Raw genomic sequence first — 15945 nt, 5'->3', positions numbered from 1 at the left:
TCGCGGACGACGATACGGAGAAGGTCTCCGCATTGTCAACGGGAGGTGCAAGACATGAGCGAGGGAGCAGTCGGCGGGCGTCGGCAGCGGACGGACAAGCAACGCAATCGCACACACATCCTTGAGGTGGCGGAGGAGTTCTTCGCCGAGCGCGGCATCGCCGGCTCCATGGACGCCATCGCCAAACGGGCCGGGGTCGGCCCAGGCACCCTGTACCGGCACTTCCCCACCCGTGAGGCCCTGCTGGCCGCTTTGCTCCAGGCCCGCGACGAAGAGCTTGAGGCCCGTCGCGATGCCATCCGGCGCGAGGTGACCGACTCCCGCGCCGCGCTCGCGCAGTGGCTTCAGGCGCTCAGTGAATGGGTGACCGCCTTCGACGGCCTGCCCGAGCCCCTCCGGGCCGCGCTGACCGAGGGCACGTCGCCTCTGGCGATCACCTGTCAGGGCTTCGTCACGACCACCGAGCAATTCCTCGGCGCGGCTCAGCGGGATGGCGCCGCCAAGCCCTGGGTGCGGGGCCGGGACCTGTTCCTCAGCACGCTGGCCACAGCCTGGGCGCGCGGCGCCGTCATGGCCGACGAATCATCGCCCGACGCGCTCGTCTCTCTCATGCGCACCGGGTGGGAGACACCCACGGGGAAAACGGCGCCCGGGAGCGACGAAGGGCGGCCTTCATCAGCGTAGGCGTGCTTCGGACCAGCGGCCGGCCACGTTGCCATGCGGGTGCCGACACCACGTCGGCCGTGACCACCTCCCGTACCCCTCACTCGATGCAAGGAGATCCACCGTGAAGATCGGCATTCTGGGCGTAGGCCACATCGGTAAAACCCTGACCCAGCGGCTCAGTGCCGTGGGGCATGACGTGAAGGTGGCCAACTCGCGCGGCCCGCACACGATCGAGGCCGATGTGCTGTCCTCGGGCGGGCAAGCGGTAACGGCAGCGGAGGCCGTGGCGGACGCCGACGTCGTAATCCTCTCGATTCCCCTGAACCGTCTTCCGCAGGTCGCGCCGCTCATCGCTGGTGTACCGGCCGGAACGGTCGTCATCGACACGTCGAACTACTACCCGGCGCGGGACAGCCGGATCGAGGCCATCGACGCCGGGCAGGTCGAGAGCCTGTGGGTCACCGAACAGCTGGGCCGGCCGGTCGCCAAGGCGTGGAACGCAATCGGTTCCCACTCCTTCGCGATCAAGAGCGAGCCCGCAGGAAGCCCGGACCGCATCGCCATCCCCGTCGCAGCCGACCGCGACCAGGACCGTCAGGTGGCCATGGCGCTGGTCGAGGACACCGGATTCGACGCCTTCGACGCCGGGACTCTCGCAGACTCATGGCGTCAGCAGCCGGGCGCTCCGTGCTACTGCACGGACCTTTCCCGCCAGGAGATGCCGGGCGCGCTGGCCGCGGCGGAGGTCGATCGCCTGCCCAGGCGGCGCGACCTGGCCGTCGCCGCGATCCAGGAAAGGGTCGGGGACGCCACTACGAATCCCGACGCGGGGTACGGCGTCCGCCTGAACCGGGTCCTGTTCATGTGAGCAGAAGAGGTGCGCGCCTTATGGGGACATCTCGTCCGCCGTCGAGCGGTACACGCCATCGCCCACCCCGAGTGCCCTTGGGCCCCGGCGTCGTTCGACGCCGGGGCCCAAGGGGTTCGCGCGCGCAGCGCCCGGGGTTGCGCTGCGCGGACACGTGCTGTCAGAAGGTGCGCGCGGCCACCTTCACCCGCTGGGCCGTCCGTAGCGCTTCTTGAAGCTTGTCGGCGGGCAGCGCCGTTGCGGGGGCCTGGAGCATGTGCTCGGCCGGCACCTCAGGATCGGCGAGGTAGATACGGGTGTAGGCGCCGGCCTCGGGCTCGAAGCGCCAGCTCTCGTCCAGGGTTCCGCCATCCACCGTGTCGAAGCCGAGCCGGCCGATCAGTTCGGCCGCCCGAGCCTTCGCGTCGGGGTCATTGCCGGCGATAGGCAGGGCGCTGCGGTCCGGTGCCCCGGTGGGCCGGGCCAGCTGAGGGATGTGGTGGGCCAGGATGTTGTTGAAGACCTTGACCAGCAGCGCGCCGGGCAGGAGACGCTGCTCCAGCTCGGCCGTGGTCACGTTCTCGGAGTCGAGTTCGGCGATCCGGCCGTCGCGAAACGGGTAGTAGTTCCCGGTGGACAGCACGGTCCTGCCCTCCAGCAGCCCGGCGGGCAGGTCGCGGTACGCGGTCAGGGGAACGCTGAGCACGGTCGACTCCCCGGCGCGGGCGGCCTCCTCGACGGTGCCCGCCGTGGCGCGCGGCCCCAACTCCCCGATAAGGTCCGTCAGGCTCTGGGGACCGCGTGAGTTGGCGAGCACCACGTCGATGTCCGCAGCCACCGCCAGCCGTGCGACCGCGGACCCGATGTTGCCGCTTCCGATGATTCCCAGCGTCGGCATCGTTGCTCCTTGCTTCCTTGGTGTGCCCAGGACCGGGCGGCCCGGGCAGGTTTCGGTGACGGTCGACCTCGGGGCCGTAAGCCGGGCGGGACGGGGCAGGCGAGTCACCCCCTGCTCCGGGCCTGTGATCAGGCCCCAGAACCCATACGTGCCTGCACGTGTCGCACGATCAACCTGCGATAGGTCCCAGATCCCATACCTGCCTCGACGTGCACGATCAATAGGCCAGTGGTGTGTGCGTGCCGAAGGAGCGTCGGTGATACGTCAGCGGTCTCAGGGAGCCCTCGCCCGGGTCCACGGCCGTTGCACGGGCGAGCAGGACGGTGTGGTCCCCGGCTTCGACACAGTCGGCCACCTCGGCGGCCATCCATGCGGCGGAGTCGGGCAGCCGCGGCATTTCCTCGCTTGGCGACCAGTCGATTCCGTCGAACTTGTCGGGTCCGGAGCGGGCGAAGACGGAGGCCAAATCGGCCTGGTGCGCGCCAAGGACGTTGAGGCCGAAGCGGCCGCTGCGGCGGATGACCGCCAGCAGGTGCGAGCGTTCGTCCAGCGATACCAGCACCATGGGCGGCGTCAGGGACAGGGACGCGAAGGCGCTGACCGTGGTGCCGTGCGGGCGGCTGCCGTCCAGGGCGGTGACCACGGCGACCGGACACGCCACGGCGGCCATGACGTCGCGAAACGCCTGCTGCACCGCTGTGCTGGATTGCGGAGAAGCGCTGGTGGACATCACCGGGCCGCCGTTTCCGTGACGCGCGGGTCGAGGCCGTACTGCTCGCGGGCGTGGAGGTGGTCGCGCAGCGTGGGGCCTTCGTAGTCGAGGTGGAACAGGCCGCGTTCCTGCAGGAGGGGGACGACCTGGTCCACGAAGGCGTCGACGCCGTCGTGGTAACCGTCGATGGCCAGCGAGAAGCCGTCGCATGCCCCGGCCTCGAACCACTGCTGCATGTGGTCGGCCACGTCGGTGGCGGTGCCGGCCACGACCGGGTGGTAGTCGATGACGCCGTGGGCGAGCACGTCGCGCAAGGTCCAGCCCTCCCGGGCCACCTCCAGGGCGCGGGCGGAGCGCGGGTCGTGCGGGCTGGGCACGGCGTCGGCCAACTGGTCCGCGGTCAGCGGCTCGTCGATCTGGCGATAACCGAGCGGCAGGCCGATCATGGCGCCGAGGTAGCGGACGCGCTGGCGCAGGTCAACGGACTCGTCCAGGAACCGCCGCCGGTCGAGGGCGGCCCGGCGGGAGCCGGCGATGGCCGGCATGAAGCCGGCGAACATCTTCACCTCGTCCGGGTCACGCCCGGCGCGCTCAGCGGCATCACGCAGTGCCTGGCGCTGCGCCTGGCCGTCTTCAATGGTGTACGGGTTGGCATAGACGCCGTCGGCGTAGCGACCGGCCAACTCCAGGCCGTACCCGCCGCCACCCGCCTGGAAGATGACCGGCTGGCCCTGCTCGGAGGGCGGAATGGGCAGCGGGCCGCGCGAGGCGACGTGGCGGCCTTGGAGGTCTACCGGCTGGATCCTGTCCATGTCGGCGAACCGCTTGCCGTCCACGTCCAGGACCCACGCGTCCTTCTCCCAGCTTCCCCACAACGCCTGCACGATCTGCAGGACCTCGTGGGCCCGCTCGTACTTCTCCGCCCGTGGCGGGACAGCGCGGCCGAAGTTGGCCGCGGCGGCGGGGTCGGATGTAGTGACGGCGTTCCAGCCGGCCCGGCCATGGCTGATCACATCCAACGCCTTGAACTGGCGGGCGAGACTGTAGGGCTCGTTGAAAGTGGTCGAGGCGGTGGAGACCAGCCCGATCCGCTCCGTCTCACGTGCTATGGACGTCATCACCAGCAACGGGTCAATCGCGAAATGCGGCACCTGGCGTTCGAGATCCACATCCAGAACCGGAGTGTCCGCGAAGAACAGCAACTGGATCTTGCCCCGCTCGGCTGCCTGGGCGTACCGCACGAACTGATCCATGTCCGTATAGCTACGCAGGTTCGCCCCAGGAAGACGCCACGCCCCGGGTTCGGCTCCGTAACCGCTGGTGAACTGCATGCACAGGAGCATCTGACGACGTGGCACGACTAGCCCTCCAGGCGAGACAGGGAAACGGAGAGCATCTCCGATTGCTTGTCTCCGACGATACGGAGACTTCCTCCGCATTGTCAAAGAGGGTGGGCCGGGCAGGGGGAAGCGGCAGGGATGCGGGGCCTCAGGCGTACAGCCCGAGGACACGCCTTTGCGCCCGAGCGGCGAGGTGGCGGGCAGTGTGCCGCCCCGGACTCGGTCGTCGGCGTCTGCATGTCGGCCGGAATTCTGCGGCGTGCGACGCCGGGAGAGAAGAGGTGCCTGAATCGCGCCCTGGGCCGGGGCGGCGGGGAACCGTTGGACTTTGGCTGGATGACGCACGCCGACAGCAAGCGTTTCGACAGCCGTTCGGGAGGCACCGGCGCTGCCGGAGGCTCTGAGGTGTTCACGATGATGGACAGCAGTGCCGGCGCTCGGCTTGCTAAAGCATGCCTCCACTGACGGGCTGCACCGGCGGAGTGCCCCGGCGGTAACGGTGCTGGCGACGGGTGTTGTTGCCGGATAGTTCTGGCCCTATCGAAACGCGGCGCGTGCTAAAAGGGTCGGAGGGAGGCAGATGGAGCGCCGTGGAGTTGAGGTCAGGGCGCGTCTTCCCTCGCAGGCGTCGAACGCTTCGAACCGTTCAAGGCTGTAGCTCTTGAGTCCGACCCGGTCGTCGAAGGTCTGGTCGGCGGCCAGTGAGGCCGCAGATGGCCTGCGCGCCGATCCGGTCACGGTAGACGATCTTCTGCAGACCGAGACTCCTCATGTGGTGGGCAACTGTGGTGGGCCCGCGGCCCGGGCGTGAGCGCCTGGGCCGCGGGGTGTTGGTGGTGCGGGCGGGGAGGTGCCGGCTCAGCCGAGCGGGTTGGTGGTGTCGCGCAGGGTGGCCAGGGCCGGCGCGTACATGCGGGCCTTGATGGTGCCGAGGGTGTCGCCGACCTTGTTCACCTGTGCCTGAGCGAGCTCGATCGCGGTGGACCGCACGGCGTCCTCGGCGACGGCCTGGTCGACGATGCCGGCGGCCGCGGCGTCTGCGCCACCGTAGCGGTGGGCGGTGAGCATCGCTGTGTGCGCGGTCTGCGGGGCCAGCCGGGACTGGATGAGTGCGGCCATGCCAGGGGTGAAGGGGATGTTGATGTCTGCTTCGGGCAGGCACCAGTAGCCGCGGTCGGCGCGCATGACGCGGAAGTCGTGGGCGAGGGAGAACATCGCGCCGGCAGCGAACGTGTGCCCCTGCAGCGCGGCGACCGTGATGACCGGCAGCGACAACATCCGTGCGAACAGGGCGTGGACGGAGACGACGTAGTCCTGGTGCTGGTCGGCGTGGGCGAACAGCCAGTCCAGGTCGAGTCCGTTGGAGTAGAACTTGCCGGTGGCGGCGGTGACCAGGGCGCGAGGGCCTTCCGCCTTCTCCACCTCGTCGAGCGCCGCGCCGACGGCGGTGAGCCAGTCGGGGTGGAAGCGGTTTTCTCCGTCTCCGAGGTCGAGGACGAAGACATTTTCGTGGCGGTCGAGTGAGGGCATAGCGACTCCTTCGTTACTGATCTGACGTGGGTCAAGGACTGCGAGCTACGCCTTGGGTCGGGGCCCGGATCCGGTACCCGGGCGGTCGCGCAGGGCATAGATGAGCAGGTTGTGGATTTCGGCGGCGGCGGCCTCGATCGGGGCGGTGCTCCGTTCGGCCCGGCACATGATCACCGCGCCTTCGACCGCGGCGATGATGAAGGCGCCGAGCCGGAGGCTGCGTTCCTCGGCCAGGCCGTGCCGGACGAGGAGGGCTGCGAGCGCTTCTTGCCAGCGGGCGAAGACGGCGGCGGCGGAGCGGGCAAGCTGCGGAGCGTCGTCGTTGGTCTCGACAGCGACCGCCACGATCGGGCAACCGGCCCTGAAGCCGCTCTCCACCAGCCGGTCGCGCCACAGCGCGAAGAACGCGTCGACGGCCTCGACCGGGTCATCCGCCTGCATGGCGGCATCGATCAGGCCCGTGATGAAGTCGCCGGCCAGTGCCACCGCCTCGTCGATGAGCTGTGCCCGCCCGCCGGGGAAATGGTGGTACACCGAGCCCCGAGGAGCGCCGCTGTGCGCGAGGACATGGTCGACGCTGGTCGCGCTCGCGCCGTACTCGCGCAGCAAAGCGGCGGCACTGAGGACCATCCGCTCGCGGCTGTCACTCTTACGCGAACTCACCCGCCCACCACCTCTCCGCCGACGGGGCCACCCACCGAGTGGCCTACCTGTCAGTAACTTATGGGGTATGTCATAGAGCATGCAAGAGGGGATCCAGCGGGCCGTCTGTTTGTCACGGTCGTTCTGGCGAAGTGGCGCGACGCTGTGGCAGCGCGCCCCTGGGGGCGGCACGTGGGACTGGCCTGCCGGGTGGTCTTGGCCTCGCAGTCCTGCAGCTCAGATACCGGGGAACACCGACCAGCCGGCATTTCAGCGCTTTGCGGCAGAGTCGATGGCGGCTTCATGAGCTGTCCGGGCTCTGCGGCGCCGAGGGCCGCGGAGTCCTGGCGGCTGATGGGTGACGGGTGGCGGCGTAGACGGCGAGGCGGGCCGGAGAGGTCAGGGCCATGGCCTCAGTCGAGCTGCCGGTTGATGCAGGTGCCGACGTCGCAGCCGTGGACGACGACGCCCAAAGGCTTCCAGCCTGTTCGGCGCGTGAGGGCGCAGTGGCCAGGCGCGAGGGTGCACAGCAGGGCCGGGCTCCCACTCGGCCAACGAATCATTCAGCACGATGAGGGCAGCTCCATGCGCCCCTTGACCTGGCAGCGCAGTGGCGAAGCTGGACCAGGGCACCGCGGCGGATGAGGGGCGCAAGGCGGGTGGGAGCAGCCGCCGTGCATACACGCAAAATCCCTGCCGGTTGTACACGCAAGCTTCACAATTGCTGGCTGTGCTTCTGTGCGCCCCTGGCGGCGGCGCGGCGTGGAACGGACGATGGCTCACGGTTCAGACCGCCCGTTCCTGGCGGCGTCTCATGGGCCGGGTTCCACCCGGTCTCCTCGCGCGCCAGGTCTGCCGTAGGCGGGCCTGGGCGCCCTCCGGAAGGACGTCCATGTTAGGCAGACCCACAGCCCTGCTCCGCCTGCTGGTGCCGGCGTTGCTCGCCGCAGGCGCCCTCGTGCCGCTGTCGGCAGGCACAGCCTCCGCCGCGCAGCCGATCTGTGTGAGCGGCGCCCTGCAGTTCGACTACCAGTCCGCCGAGGCGGGCACCGCCAAGCCGACTCTGACCCGGGCCGCCCGTAACGCCTCGGTCGAGCTCTGGGGCCGGGAGCTGGCGACCGACACCGACCACAAGCTGAACACCGGCACCCAGCTGACCGGTGCGGCCGACGGCTCGTTCAACCTCTGCTACACCCCGGTCAACACCACATCGATGGACCGCCTGTTCGTACGCTTCGCTGCCCGCAGCAACCAGGTGTGGCGGGTCGCCAACTCCAGCGGAACGGTCTACACCCACGACACGCCGACGCTGTCGAACGTATCGGCGAACGTTGCTCTCGGCACCGTCAAACCGACCACCTCGGCGCGTGCCTGGCACGCTTTCGACACCGTCAACCTGCTCTGGTCGCAACGCGCCAACTCGACCACACCGTGCTGGACGACCGCCGAGACGAACGCCGCGACCTGCACCACGCTGACGCTGCGCTGGCATGCCGGGTCCACTGGCGGCCCGTACTACGACCTGGCGAACACCATCCACCTGGCCGACACCGACCCGGACTCCGAGCACACCGTGCTGCACGAAGCGGGCCACTTCTTCCAGCACCGGCTCTACAACAGCACGTTCCCCATCGTCACCAACTGCAACCCGCACTACATCCAGCTCGCGTCGTCCGCCACCTGCGCCTGGACCGAGGGCTTCGGCGACGCGGTGGCCGCCTACCTCCTGGGCGACAACCGCTACGTGTTCCCGAACGGCGACTCCACCTCGTTCACCCACGTCGCGGGCTGGCAGACCGGCGACCACGTGCAGGGCAACGTGGCCGCCTCGCTGCTCCAGCTGTGGAACCAGGTGGACGGCAGCTGGAACCGCAGCATCACCACCCTTGCCGCGAACACTCCCGCGACCTTCGCCGACTGGTTCAAGAACGTCCGCCCGACAGCCGTACCGCCGCTGTCCACCACCGGCTCGGCGCTGACCGCGCTGGACACAAACGCCATCAACTACGGCCCCACAGTCGTCGGTGACAACGCCTACCACGCGCTCAGCAACGGCGGCGGCGTCGCCCTCCAGCGCGGCGGGACCTGCAGCGTCACCATCGCCACAGTGGCCCAGTTCGCCGCCCTGGACACCACCCGGGCGTCGCAGCGCTGGAAGTTCACCGCCAACAGCGACGGCACCGTGCGGATCTACGACAGTTGCCCGATCCCGCTCTACCTGACCGCACCCACCACCGCCGGCGGCCAGGTAGCCCTGCAGGCCGTCAACCTCGGCGCCAACAACCAGCGCTGGCAGGTGACGCAGAACTCCGTCGGCACGTACACCTTGACCAACCCGGCCACCGGCTACGTCCTGGACGGCAACGCCACCGCGGGCCAGGCGGTCACTGCCAACACTGCATCCGCCGGCTCGGCCAGCCAGAAGTGGGCGTCCGTCTTCTCCATCTCCTGACAGCAGCTGGACTCCGGTCCCGACGCTCTCCGATCCGTAGACGCAGGGTGCGAACCCTTGTCGGCGTGGGGAGCGCGGGTGTGACCACCAAAGCCTGGTCGGCTGATCTTCCATCGGGTCGGGCAGGGAAGCCGGGCCTCCTGCACCGCTCCAGGGCGTCGAGTCCGAGAGCTGCGGGAGGCCCCGGTGCCTTCCTCTTCCTACCTCGCACACGTGCACGGGAACGCTTCCGACCCGACCACGAACATCGTGTGTGCCGACACCCGGCCGACAGGACCGATCCGGTCGAACGGTGGCTCGCGGGCCTGCTTCCGCTCCCGGCAGCGGCGGGCAGCCCCAGACGCACTGCCACCGACAGATGATCGATCCGGCGCAGCCACGCGCCTTCATCCCGCTCCCGCACTATTACGGGCCGGCCGGCTTTGTCCACGAGAACGTTCCCATGAACAAAGCCACATGCCCGACGCCACCTCCCTCTGATCGGGGCGACTGTTCGAAGTGCGAGCCGCCGAGCGTCACCTTCGCCGTTCCCTTCGCTGCTGCGTAGAGGCACAGGCGGTAGAGGAAGGACTTCAACCCCTGCCGATGGACGTCCCCCCTACGGGCGGGTTAGAGGAAGCCGCGGATGCAGGTACAGCTGTGGGTACGCATGACGGATCCACGGGCTGAAGATCTTGTCGATCCCCCGGGAGCAGGACAGCTCTTCAGGTCGAAAGGATGCCAGGCGGGCTGTTGCCTGCCTTGTCCCGCAAGACGGTAGGAGCTGAAACCCTGACTTGTTGGCTTGTTTGTTATCAAGACAAGCGTTCAGGCACTTTATTGCCCCATCCGGCCGCTCAGGATGGTCGCAACGACGGTCTGAGGAAGGGTGTTTGGCATGGCGGATTGGGTGAAGGTCGCAGGGGCTCTCACGGCCATCTCGGCGGGCTCCAGGACGACGGTGTGGGGTGTGAACGCGGCGAGCGCGATCTACCGGTACACCAACTACGATGCCAACCCGTGGATCAACATCCCGGGGGGCCTCAGTGACATCGGCGCGGCTTCCGACGGCACGACGTGGGGGGTCAATGGCGGTAACCAGATCTACCGCTACACAGGGGACACCGACGGCGCGAATCCGTGGAAGGGCATCTCCGGCAGCCTGGTCCGTATCGACGCGGGCTCGCGGACGAACGTGTGGGGCGTGGACTCGGCGGGCGGCATCTTCCGGTACACGAACCACGACGCCAACCCGTGGATCAAAATCACCGGGGCGCTGAGCGACATCGGGGCGGGCGCCGACGGCACCGTGTGGGGTGTCAATGCAGGCAACCAGGTCTTCCGATACACCGGCGACCAGGACAGCGCCAACCCGTGGAAGAACGTCAACGGCAGCCTCAAGCGCATCGCGGTGGGCTCCCGGACGAACGTGTGGGGCGTCGACCCCGCCGGCAGCATCTACAGGTACACCAACAACGACGCCAGCGGCACCAACCCGTGGATCAAGATCCCCGGCACCGCCATCGACATCGCCGCCGGCGCCGACGGCACCGTTTGGCACATCAACAGCGGCGCCGAAATCTACCGGTACACCGGCGACCAGCCCAGCTGATCCCTGGCCGTTGTCCATGCGTCCCGGCGGCCACACGCGCCTCGTCGTGTCGTGCGCCGCCGGGTCGCAACTCACACCTCAGCAGGTCGCGCGGTGGGCGAAGGCGGAGGTGGAAGCGGCATAGTCACCTCTTCGGCCAGGTCGTCTGCGAAGTCACCGCGAGGATCCTGGCCGACCGGATCTGCGCCGTGGTCCGGCCCGCGGCGGGCCGGACCACGGCGCCGCCATGTCAGCGCCACTGGGTCTTGGCGAGGCGGGTACGCCGCCGTCACATCTTTCATAAGAAGTCGTCGGTGCGTGTTCTGGTGTGTGCCCAGCGGGACCTGGTGGTCTGTGTGGCGCTGAACAGGCTGCCGCCCGGCCTTATGGGCATACCGTGGCGGTCGTACTCAACACGCCGCCCCGGGTGACCCGAGCCCCGACAATCCGCTGGGCCGCCAGCGCTGGTTCGAACGCCACGTCACCGACCACACCGTCTTCCCGCTGCTGGACCGCCTCGACGAACCCGCCGGCGAGCTGCTCACTTTTTTCAGCACCTCGCGCGTCGTCAAGGTGTCGGTTTCCACGACGTCCGCCCCATCAACACCGGGGACGGCTACGACCTCGCCCGCTCCTTCCGGCCCGACCTGATCCTCTCGGTACGCTTCGACCTGATCTCCAAGGAACCGATGCTGTCCCTTCCCGCCCAGGGCATCTTCAACATGCACGCCGGGGCCCTTGCCGCAGCACGTGGGGCGCGCAGCCCTCATGCACACCCTGGTCAGCGGCGAGCAGCAGCTCATCAGGCTGTGCACCAGATCGACCACGGCATCGATACCGGCCCGGTGATCTCCACCGCCCGACCGCACCCGCTCCCTGTTCTGGCACCTGCCCCGGCTCTACCAGCTGGGAGTCGACCTGTTCCTGAAGGAACTCACAGGTCTGGCAGAAGGCCGACGGCCAGCACATCAGTCGCAGGGCCGGGCGCAGCGCCGCTACCACACGGCGCCCACTGAGCGGGAGACGAGCGCCTTCCAGCAGATGGGCTTCCACTTCCTCCACGAAAGCGACTACGCCGAAGTCATCCACCACTTCAGAGTCAAGGGGCCGCACCGACCACACAGCTTCCGAGCACCGGTGAACTCAGGGTCCCCACGCCCCGGCAGCCGTGATCAGCGAGTGGTCACGGGCCTGTCGTGGACCCCCTCGGAGGGGATCTCGTCCCATAAGGCCGAGACGGTCGCCGGTCGGGGCGCTCGGCGGTGATGGCGTCGGCCACCAGGCTCTGGCCGAGAAATCAGCCGGTGAGTGCGCGGGGTGCGGGGATCAGGGGCGTGTGATCTCGCAGGCGTGGATGATGCGGTTCACGTCCTGGCCGGTGAGATCGCAGTGCAGGGAGAGCCGCAGTGCGGTGCGGTTGCGGGGGGTGGCGGGGGGACAGAAGACGGATGCGAACACGTCGTGGTCTTCCGTGATGTGGCGTACCTGGATGACTGTTTCGTCCGGCCCGGTGGGCAGCGAGATGATGTGTGCGGCCGATCCACGAAGGCGTATCCGAGCCCGATGAGGGCTTCGCGCAAGGGTGGCGGTGACCTCACGCAGGCGGGTGCGGCGCCATTCGTCCTCACGGACCACGTCCAGAGTGGCGGCGATCTGTACCGGGTCGGACGGCACCCAGGGTGGAGGCGAAGACGGCCGGGTGGGAAGTCATCTTGAAGTACCCGGCGAAGTCTTCATCCGTATCCGTACAGGTGATGCAGCCGGCCCGGGTCGCGAACGCCTTCGACATACTCACCGTGCGGAGATGCCCCGTCCCGCCAGTCCGGCCTCTGCGGGCCGTGGGTGCCCAGCGAGTTCGCCTCGTCCACGACCAGGACACAACCAGTCTGCTCGGCCACCTCGCACAACGCGCCCAGCGGCGCGATGCTGCCGCACACGCTGTACAGCGAGTCGACCGCGATCACCCCGGGCCCGTACTCCTCGATCCGGCGCAGCAGATGGGCCACATCGTTGTGCCTGAAGGCCGCACCGGGGCACCAGCCGCCTTCGCCCCCGCCCACAGCGACATGTGCCCCAGCAGATCCAGGTGCACCGGGACCTCGGGTCCCGCCAAGGCTTGCAGCAACCCCACATTCGCATCCCACCCTGGCCGGCACAGAACACCCGCCCCCGAACCGAGACAGCGGCCAGCTCCCGTTCCAGCTAGGTTTGCGGGTGCTCCTCATAGAGCAGCACTCCTGAGGCAAGCCGCGCCCCCCCGCATCGCCTAGAGCGACTTGGCCACCGTGTCGACGATGCGTTTGTCGCCGGACAGGCGCAGGCTCGCGCATACCCTGACTCTGACCAGCACTTCACTATGCGCACATTGCTCGCGATCCAACAGCCCGTCAGGTTGGAAACGGCTCAGTGGGTGATGCGCTCGATCAGGGCCTGCCAGCTGTCACCGAGGTAGCGGCCGGCGTCCATGCTCGGGGGGGTGCTCGTCTCCGGCATGGATAGGTACAGCAACAGTGGGCCCTCCAGTGCGGCGGTGAGCTGGATGGAGAGGCCGTTCAGATCGGGCACGGGCACCTTGGCCAGGTCGAGCAGCATGCGGATGTGGATCTGTGAGACCGACGCGTCGCCGGCCGGGACTGGCTGGGCGCGGTCGAGGGCGGCCCGGGAGATGACGTGGTGGTCCAGAAGGAAGGCGATGCGAGCACGTCCGTAGGCGATGAGGCGTGCCACCGGGTCGGCGCCGGGGCCCAGTGGCGGGGGACCGGAGAGTACCTGCTCCTGGAACCGCCGCTCATCGGCGTCGAGTAGCGCCCGGAAGATGCCGGCGCGGGTTCCGAAGCGGCGGAACACGGTGCCTTTGCCCAGTCCGGCGCGTTCGGCCAGACCGTCCATCGTCACCTTCTCCGCGCCGTGTTCGGCGATCATCCCGCGCGCCGTGTCCAGCAGGCGCTCGCGGTTGCGCGCGGCGTCAGCGCGCTCACCGCGCGGCTTTCCGAGGGGGATAACGGGCCGTTCCACATGCTCAATCTATCCGACGGTTGCAAGCGGGGTAAAGTCCGTTTATGTTGAATGGGTGAGGCGAGACGCCCCGTCCCGTCGCACCCCACGCTCTGTCTCCGCATCCGCGGACCATTCACCTGCGAGGAATCACGCCATGAACCTGTTCCGTCTGGATGCCAGCATTTTGCCCGGCACGTCCATCAGCGCTGAGATCGCCGACGTGGCCGAGGCCGAGTGGGCCGCCGCGCAACCTGGAGCCACCGTGACCCGCCGCCACCTTGGCGCCAACTCCCTCCCTGCCGACGCCTGGGCTCTCGCCACGACCGGCGCCTTCAGTCCAGAGGCTGACCGCGCCCCGGCTCAGCGTGAGGCCCTCGCCCTGGCCGCGGCCTTGGCCGACGAGGTGCAGAACGCCGACGCCGCGGTGCTGGCCGTTCCGTTGTACAACTACGGCGTCTCCCAGCACTTCAAGACCTGGGTGGACCTTGTTATCGCCGGAGCCGGTCCCACCACCCCCATACTGAAGGGCACTCCCACCGTGCTGGTCACCACGCTCGGTGGTGGCTACGGACCCGGCACCCCGCGTGAAGGCTGGGACCACTCCACCCCCTACCTCGAGCGCGTCCTCGCCGACGTCTGGCAGGCCGACCTCACCGTCATCAGGCGGGAACTCACCCTCGCCGCCACCACTCCCGGTATGGAGAGCCTGCGCGACCTCGGCGAGCAGCAGCACTCGCAGGCCCTCACCGCCGCCCGCCAGGCCGGCCGGACACTCGCGGGGAACTGACACTTCCCGGCCCCGGCAGGGGTTCCGCATCCGTCCGGTCACGCCGACCGCCGGAGTCCACCCCTGCCCCAGGCGTCGGCTGCTCACTGACCAGTGTGTCCGACGACTCGAGCCATCGCGAGCCCTTCAGGCATGGCCTGGATCAGCGCCCTCCGAAAATCGGATCGTGTAGGGGTGGGCAGTGCTGCGCAACATCGAGCTTCGGCAGGCGGTCCGGATCCTGTTCGCCCGAGTGGTCAGTCCTGCTCTCCCCAGTCAGGCGGACGCTCATCGTCCGATGACTGCCGATCAGGCAACGGCCCACCTCAAGACGGCGGCCCCGCGGGAACCGGTCGCTCCACAGATCGACTGGACCGTCGAAGGATTTCCTGCCGCCCGACCGCCGTCTGCGGAGAACGATCCGAATGTTCGCCTTGTCGCGGCCCTGGCCCGAGCGCCCATCGACTTTCCCACCCGCCCGCAGTGCGCGCAGTTGCGGTCCTGCACCGCGCCCCGGTGTGTGCGCTACTTCGTCAAGAGCCACGGGCGGCAGGAGTGGTGCTGTGGCCAGTTCCTGCTCCAGGCCGTCGAGGAGGGCCCGAAGGCCGGACCCGAAAGCCCTCTCCGGACCCGAAAGCCCTCTCCGGAGCGGCTGATCTCGCCAGCCAGGTGGCGTGCCTCCCTGTTCCCCGATGCGAGGCGCACCAGCCAGTTCTTCCACTGCACGGTCCGGGACAAGCGGGGGCGCCGTGGTGACTTACGGGCATAGATCCTGTCTTTCGGATCAAGCCGGGATCGCCCGGCACCGCGCCGCGGGCCTCGTCACTCGGGGAAGGAGAAGTAGAGCGCCTCGCTGTAGAAGGACGCGAAGTGCTTCTGCCAGTCGGCTCGGACCGAGGCGAGCCAGTCGCCGTTCCGGCCGACGATCGCAGCCTCAGCCTTCGCAACGGCGTCGGGTATGTCCTCGGACGCCAGACGCCGCACGCTCGCTGCTGGATCGTCGCCCGTCATCGAGACGATCTCCCCGGTCTCGAGGAGGAAGTACGTCGCCTGCTGCTTCTCGAGGTGGGCGGTGGTCCTGGCCACACATTCGGCGAACTCGGCGTCATTCTCCAGGCCCTTGCCGACCGCACGCAAGAGGCTGTGGAGCAGGGCCGCCCCGTCGGCGTAGTCCGCAGCGATGCCGATCGGAGGATTCCAGATCATGGACGGGACGATCGTCGTTCCGCGTCCCACCATGAGCTTGTGCGCGAGCGGGATGTCCCAGCTGTGCTCCGATATGCATCGGATTCGTTTGGGGATCTCTGCCTCGTTCGGCATGGAGTCTGCGGAGTAGAGATATGAACGGTTTGCCATGGTGGCGACGCTAGCAAGGGGCACCGACAATGTCGGCGCCGTCGGACTCCTGCCGCGCGGTCAGAACGCGCGGGAAGGCTTCGGATCGGGCGGGGTGGGCATCGGTCCGCTCCCGGCCTGCACCTGGAGAGCGGCGCGCGGAACGATCCGATGATCTCAAAAAAGCGGC

14 protein-coding genes and 1 pseudogene are annotated in these 15945 nt (G+C 68.5%); 6 read left to right on the top strand and 9 right to left on the bottom strand.

The genetic code is table 11. The annotated features are described in order from the left end of the window. Positions 1-54 precede the first annotated feature (54 nt). A complete protein-coding gene (locus OO67_RS15505; protein ID WP_051709437.1) occupies positions 55-684 on the top strand; it encodes a TetR/AcrR family transcriptional regulator in 630 nt (209 codons plus the stop codon). A gap of 28 nt (positions 685-712) precedes the next feature. Continuing rightward, positions 713-1534, top strand: coding sequence for an NADPH-dependent F420 reductase (locus OO67_RS15500; RefSeq protein ID WP_078597928.1), 822 nt, complete (start codon positions 713-715; stop codon positions 1532-1534). A 160-nt stretch (positions 1535-1694) separates the two neighbouring features. Here the strand turns inward: OO67_RS15500 and OO67_RS15495 are convergent, their stop codons facing one another. From OO67_RS15495 to OO67_RS15475, 5 genes are all read right to left on the bottom strand, one after another. Then, positions 1695-2411 carry an NADPH-dependent F420 reductase gene (locus tag OO67_RS15495; protein ID WP_033300615.1) on the bottom strand — a complete coding sequence of 239 codons (717 nt, stop codon included), beginning with the start codon at positions 2409-2411 and terminating at the stop codon, positions 1695-1697. Between the two features lie 217 nt (positions 2412-2628). Continuing rightward, positions 2629-3105: a flavin reductase family protein gene (locus OO67_RS15490; protein ID WP_033300613.1), complete on the bottom strand. Its 477-nt coding sequence runs from the start codon at positions 3103-3105 to the stop codon at positions 2629-2631. A gap of 35 nt (positions 3106-3140) precedes the next feature. Beyond that, positions 3141-4454, bottom strand: coding sequence for an NtaA/DmoA family FMN-dependent monooxygenase (locus OO67_RS15485; RefSeq protein ID WP_244300207.1), 1314 nt, complete (start codon positions 4452-4454; stop codon positions 3141-3143). 867 nt (positions 4455-5321) lie between these two features. Next, positions 5322-5993, bottom strand: coding sequence for an enoyl-CoA hydratase-related protein (locus OO67_RS15480; RefSeq protein ID WP_033300609.1), 672 nt, complete (start codon positions 5991-5993; stop codon positions 5322-5324). Between the two features lie 45 nt (positions 5994-6038). Further along, positions 6039-6656: a TetR/AcrR family transcriptional regulator gene (locus OO67_RS15475; RefSeq protein ID WP_244300206.1), complete on the bottom strand. Its 618-nt coding sequence runs from the start codon at positions 6654-6656 to the stop codon at positions 6039-6041. 871 nt (positions 6657-7527) lie between these two features. On the opposite strand from OO67_RS15475, the gene OO67_RS35710 reads away from it, so the two are divergent. Then, positions 7528-9087: an RICIN domain-containing protein gene (locus OO67_RS35710; RefSeq protein ID WP_051709433.1), complete on the top strand. Its 1560-nt coding sequence runs from the start codon at positions 7528-7530 to the stop codon at positions 9085-9087. Positions 9088-9964: 877 nt separating this feature from the next. Continuing rightward, positions 9965-10678 (top strand): tectonin domain-containing protein, encoded by a 714-nt coding sequence (locus OO67_RS15465; RefSeq protein WP_033300605.1) that lies wholly within the window; start codon positions 9965-9967, stop codon positions 10676-10678. Positions 10679-11983: 1305 nt separating this feature from the next. On the opposite strand, the gene OO67_RS35705 is transcribed toward OO67_RS15465, so the two are convergent. The 3 genes from OO67_RS35705 to OO67_RS15455 all read right to left on the bottom strand — a co-directional run bounded on the left by OO67_RS35705 (position 11984) and on the right by OO67_RS15455 (position 13672). Then, the gene (locus OO67_RS35705) at positions 11984-12331 is read right to left on the bottom strand and encodes a PLP-dependent aminotransferase family protein (RefSeq protein ID WP_051709431.1); all 348 of its coding nucleotides are present in this window, start codon (positions 12329-12331) and stop codon (positions 11984-11986) included. Between the two features lie 59 nt (positions 12332-12390). Continuing rightward, complete coding sequence (locus tag OO67_RS38610; RefSeq protein ID WP_157841686.1) at positions 12391-12663, bottom strand: aminotransferase class I/II-fold pyridoxal phosphate-dependent enzyme; 273 nt, start codon at positions 12661-12663, stop codon at positions 12391-12393. A gap of 397 nt (positions 12664-13060) precedes the next feature. Beyond that, positions 13061-13672 carry a TetR/AcrR family transcriptional regulator gene (locus OO67_RS15455; RefSeq protein ID WP_033300603.1) on the bottom strand — a complete coding sequence of 204 codons (612 nt, stop codon included), beginning with the start codon at positions 13670-13672 and terminating at the stop codon, positions 13061-13063. 136 nt (positions 13673-13808) lie between these two features. Here OO67_RS15455 and OO67_RS15450 point away from each other — a divergent pair, with 136 nt between their 5' ends. Next, complete coding sequence (locus OO67_RS15450) at positions 13809-14441, top strand: FMN-dependent NADH-azoreductase (protein ID WP_033300601.1); 633 nt, start codon at positions 13809-13811, stop codon at positions 14439-14441. 193 nt (positions 14442-14634) lie between these two features. Continuing rightward, positions 14635-14988: pseudogene (locus tag OO67_RS39790) on the top strand (hypothetical protein); the annotation flags it as partial. Between the two features lie 254 nt (positions 14989-15242). On the opposite strand, the gene OO67_RS15445 reads toward OO67_RS39790, so the two are convergent. After that, on the bottom strand, positions 15243-15776 hold the full coding sequence (locus OO67_RS15445; RefSeq protein WP_033300600.1) for a DUF7822 domain-containing protein: 534 nt from the start codon (positions 15774-15776) through the stop codon (positions 15243-15245). Between the last annotated feature and the right edge of the window lie 169 nt (positions 15777-15945).

This window comes from Streptomyces atroolivaceus (assembly GCF_000717025.1).
GTDB classification, from domain to species: Bacteria; Actinomycetota; Actinomycetes; order Streptomycetales; family Streptomycetaceae; genus Streptomyces; species Streptomyces atroolivaceus.
This window is presented reverse-complemented; position numbering and strand designations above follow the sequence as displayed.

Excerpts from the sequence above, each read along its gene's own strand:
- OO67_RS15505 (WP_051709437.1), top strand. The coding sequence starts at position 55 with ATGAGCGAGGGAGCAGTCGGCGGGCGTCGGCAGCGGACGGACAAGCAA.
- OO67_RS15495 (WP_033300615.1), bottom strand. The coding sequence starts at position 2,411 with ATGCCGACGCTGGGAATCATCGGAAGCGGCAACATCGGGTCCGCGGTC.
- OO67_RS15485 (WP_244300207.1), bottom strand. The coding sequence starts at position 4,454 with ATGCAGTTCACCAGCGGTTACGGAGCCGAACCCGGGGCGTGGCGTCTT.
- OO67_RS15480 (WP_033300609.1), bottom strand. The coding sequence starts at position 5,993 with ATGCCCTCACTCGACCGCCACGAAAATGTCTTCGTCCTCGACCTCGGA.
- OO67_RS35710 (WP_051709433.1), top strand. The coding sequence starts at position 7,528 with ATGTTAGGCAGACCCACAGCCCTGCTCCGCCTGCTGGTGCCGGCGTTG.
- OO67_RS15465 (WP_033300605.1), top strand. The coding sequence starts at position 9,965 with ATGGCGGATTGGGTGAAGGTCGCAGGGGCTCTCACGGCCATCTCGGCG.
- OO67_RS15450 (WP_033300601.1), top strand. The coding sequence starts at position 13,809 with ATGAACCTGTTCCGTCTGGATGCCAGCATTTTGCCCGGCACGTCCATC.
- OO67_RS15445 (WP_033300600.1), bottom strand. The coding sequence starts at position 15,776 with ATGGCAAACCGTTCATATCTCTACTCCGCAGACTCCATGCCGAACGAG.